This is a genomic window from Vicinamibacteria bacterium, assembly GCA_035620555.1.
Lineage (GTDB): Bacteria > Acidobacteriota > Vicinamibacteria > Marinacidobacterales > SMYC01 > DASPGQ01.
This window is the reverse complement of record DASPGQ010000295.1, coordinates 1-2935: the sequence shown is the minus strand read 5'-3', so window position 1 is coordinate 2935 and position 2935 is coordinate 1. Positions and strand designations below refer to the sequence as shown.

Here is a 2935-nt window from a genome sequence, read left to right as displayed (position 1 = left end):
CCCGCCGATCCTCCGCGGCCTCGGCCTCGCCCGGCTGCAGGGCTGCCGCTTCGACGATTGCAGTGAACTCGGCCGGGTCCTCCTTGACGACGAGAGCCATGATGCGATCGCCAGGACAGAGGGCCTATACCTCCTCGGCGTGAGCGCGTTCTGGCGGGGCGATCTGGCTATGGCCCGCCACTGTCTCGATGGCGCTATCCAAGCCTACGACGTGTCCCGTCGCGACGAGCATCTGGCGTTGTACGCCCAAGACCCGAAGGCGGTTTGCCTCGTACGGCTGGCCTGGGTCGAACTGTGGGCCGGAGATCCCGGCCGGGCCGACGAGACAGCCCGATCCGCTCTTGAGTTGGCTATCGATCTCGATCATCTGATGACGTTGTGGTACGTCATCACTTACGCGGCGATCATCGCGGCCGAATCCGAAGATCTCGCCCGCCTCGCCGAGCTCCTCGCCGACGCCGACCTTCAATGGAAGCGCCTTTCGGAGCGCTACCTCATGGTCGTCCTGGAGGCCCTTCGGGGCTGGCTCGACGTCTGCGAGGGATCGACCGGGGGCATCGAGAAGATCGTGCGCTCGGTGGCGCGCTCGCGTACCGAAGGGGAGACCCTCCACCTGACCTACACACTCCTTCTCCTCGCCCGGGCTCGCGGCATGGTTGGCGAGTTCCGCCAGGGACGAGCCGCCACTCGCGAGGGCCTCTCGTGGTCACACGAGTGCAACCAGCGCTATCTCGAGGCCGAGCTGTGGCGAGTCGACGGGGAGCTCGCTTATCGCAGCGGAGAATCCGAAGCCGCCGCCGCTTCTCTGCGCCGTGCCGTCGACATCGCCACCGCTCAAGGGGCGGGCTGGTTGGAGCTTCGGGCGCTCCACTCCTTCGCCAGTCGATTTCCCGATCAGACACTGCGTGAGCAACTTTCGGACCTCGTCGAGACCATTCCGTCGGGCCATGATCTCCCGGCGTTCCGAGCAGCAGCTGGCCTTCTGAGCGAGTCTGGTTGAGAGGGAACGCTTCGGGAACGCCTGATGGTGCATCCTCCGCATCCAGGGCGGAACGGAGCAGAGGAGCATCCGATGAGCGACACGCTCAAAGCATTGACCGACGCGATACGGGGTCGCGTCATCACCGCCTCGGATTCTGACTACGACGACGCTCGCGTTGTCTACAATGCCATGCACGACCGCAGACCCAAAGCCGTTATCCAGTGCATGGATTCGGCCGACGTGATGGCCGCGGTCGCCGCTGCCCGTGATGGCGGCCTCCACCTGGCAATTCGTGGAGGGGGCCACAGCGTTCCCGGATTCGGCACGGTGGACGACGGTCTAGTCATCGACCTGTCGAGGATGAACAACGTGCGGGTCGACCCGGACAGGAAGGTCGCCCGCGTTGGGGGCGGCGCGACGTGGGGTGATCTCGACCATGCGACCTATCCGTTCGGCCTGGCAGCACCCGGCGGGATTATCTCGACGACCGGGGTGGGTGGCCTTACTCTGGGTGGCGGCATCGGCCACCTGACCCGCAGCGTCGGGCTCTCCATTGACAGCCTGCTGTCGGCCGATGTCGTTCTCGCCGCTGGCCGGCAGGTCACTGCGAGCAATTACCAGAACGAGGATTTGTTCTGGGCGTTGCGCGGCGGGGGCGGCAACTTCGGTGCCGTCACCAGCTTCGAGTTTCAGCTCCACGAGGTCGGTGACATCGTGGGCGGCCCGATATTCTACGAGTTCGACGATGCCGCGGCGGTCCTGCAGGGCTACCGCGAATCCATTGCCGATGCGCCCGAACAGCTCGGATGCTTTTTCGGCTGGCAGATAGCTCCTGACCTGCCGTTTATCCCCGCGGATCGCGTCGGGGATCTGTTCTGTGTGCTGGTCACTTGCTGGAACGGTCCACACGAGGAGGCCGAGCGGGTACTCCAGCCACTACGCGACGTTGCCGAAGTGAAAGCGGAGCAGATCGGCGTCATGCCGTTCCCGGCGCTCAACAGCGCCTTCGACGGCATGGTCCCGAAGGGCATGCAGCATTACTGGAAAGCAGACTTCATCACCGAGCTCACCGACGAGGCGATCGCTGCTCACATCGAGCATGGCAAAAAGACACCGCACATAAGCTCGAGCATGCATCTCCATCCGATCAACGGTGCGGCTCAACGGGTCGGTGCCGACGAGACCGCCTTCGGACATCGAGACAAGAACTTTTCCCCGGTAATTGCAGGAATATGGTCGGACCCTGCCGACAACGAGGCCAACATCAAGTGGGTGAAGGACTACTACGCAGCGATTCATCCCCACTCGGGCATCGATGGAGGGTACGTCAACTTCATGTCCAGCGACGACGACCACCGTGCGGCTGCAAACTATGGCGCCAACTACGAGCGGCTCGCGGCAGTGAAGGCGACCTATGACCCGGACAACCTCTTCCACATCAACCAGAACATCGCTCCGGCGAACGGAGTTGAGCATCATGGCTTTCGCGAGGTGCGGTGAAATGGCTGATCAATGGCTATTCAAGAGCGAAACTTACGATAACTGCAATTGCGCGGTGAATTGTGGTTGCCAGTTCAACTTGCCGAGCACCCACGGTTATTGTCAGTCAGCCTTTGTCGGCAACATCGTTGAAGGCCATTTCAACGATACGCCGCTCACGGGCCTGAACTGGGCGGCGCTTTACAAGTGGCCCGGCGAAATCAAGGGCGGGAATGGCAAGCGCCAGATCGTCATCGACGAGCATGTAGATGAAGCTCAACGGACCGCGCTGGAAACAATCATCTCGGGCGAGGCAGGCGCTCCCTTGAGCAATCTTTTCTCCGTTTTCGCGTCGACATGCTCGGAATTTTGCAAGACACTGTTCCTGCCGATCGATCTCGAGGCGAACCTGGAACTGAGGACCGCAAGGGTCCATATACCGGGCGTCATGAGGAGCACCGGCAGACCGATCAT

Annotated in this window: 3 protein-coding genes; all 3 read left to right on the top strand. The window is 62.4% G+C overall.

The genetic code is table 11. From position 1 onward, the window contains the following. Positions 1–139: 139 nt before the first annotated feature. On the top strand, positions 140–1000 hold the full coding sequence (locus VEK15_12045; GenBank protein ID HXV61421.1) for a hypothetical protein: 861 nt from the start codon (positions 140–142) through the stop codon (positions 998–1000). Between the two features lie 72 nt (positions 1001–1072). Beyond that, positions 1073–2482, top strand: coding sequence for an FAD-binding oxidoreductase (locus tag VEK15_12040; protein ID HXV61420.1), 1410 nt, complete (start codon positions 1073–1075; stop codon positions 2480–2482). Beyond that, positions 2460–2935 (top strand): DUF1326 domain-containing protein (locus VEK15_12035; GenBank protein HXV61419.1); only part of this gene is annotated, 476 nt, incomplete at its 3' end. The genes VEK15_12040 and VEK15_12035, both read left to right, overlap by 23 nt.

Excerpts from the sequence above, each read along its gene's own strand:
- VEK15_12040 (HXV61420.1), top strand. The coding sequence starts at position 1,073 with ATGAGCGACACGCTCAAAGCATTGACCGACGCGATACGGGGTCGCGTC.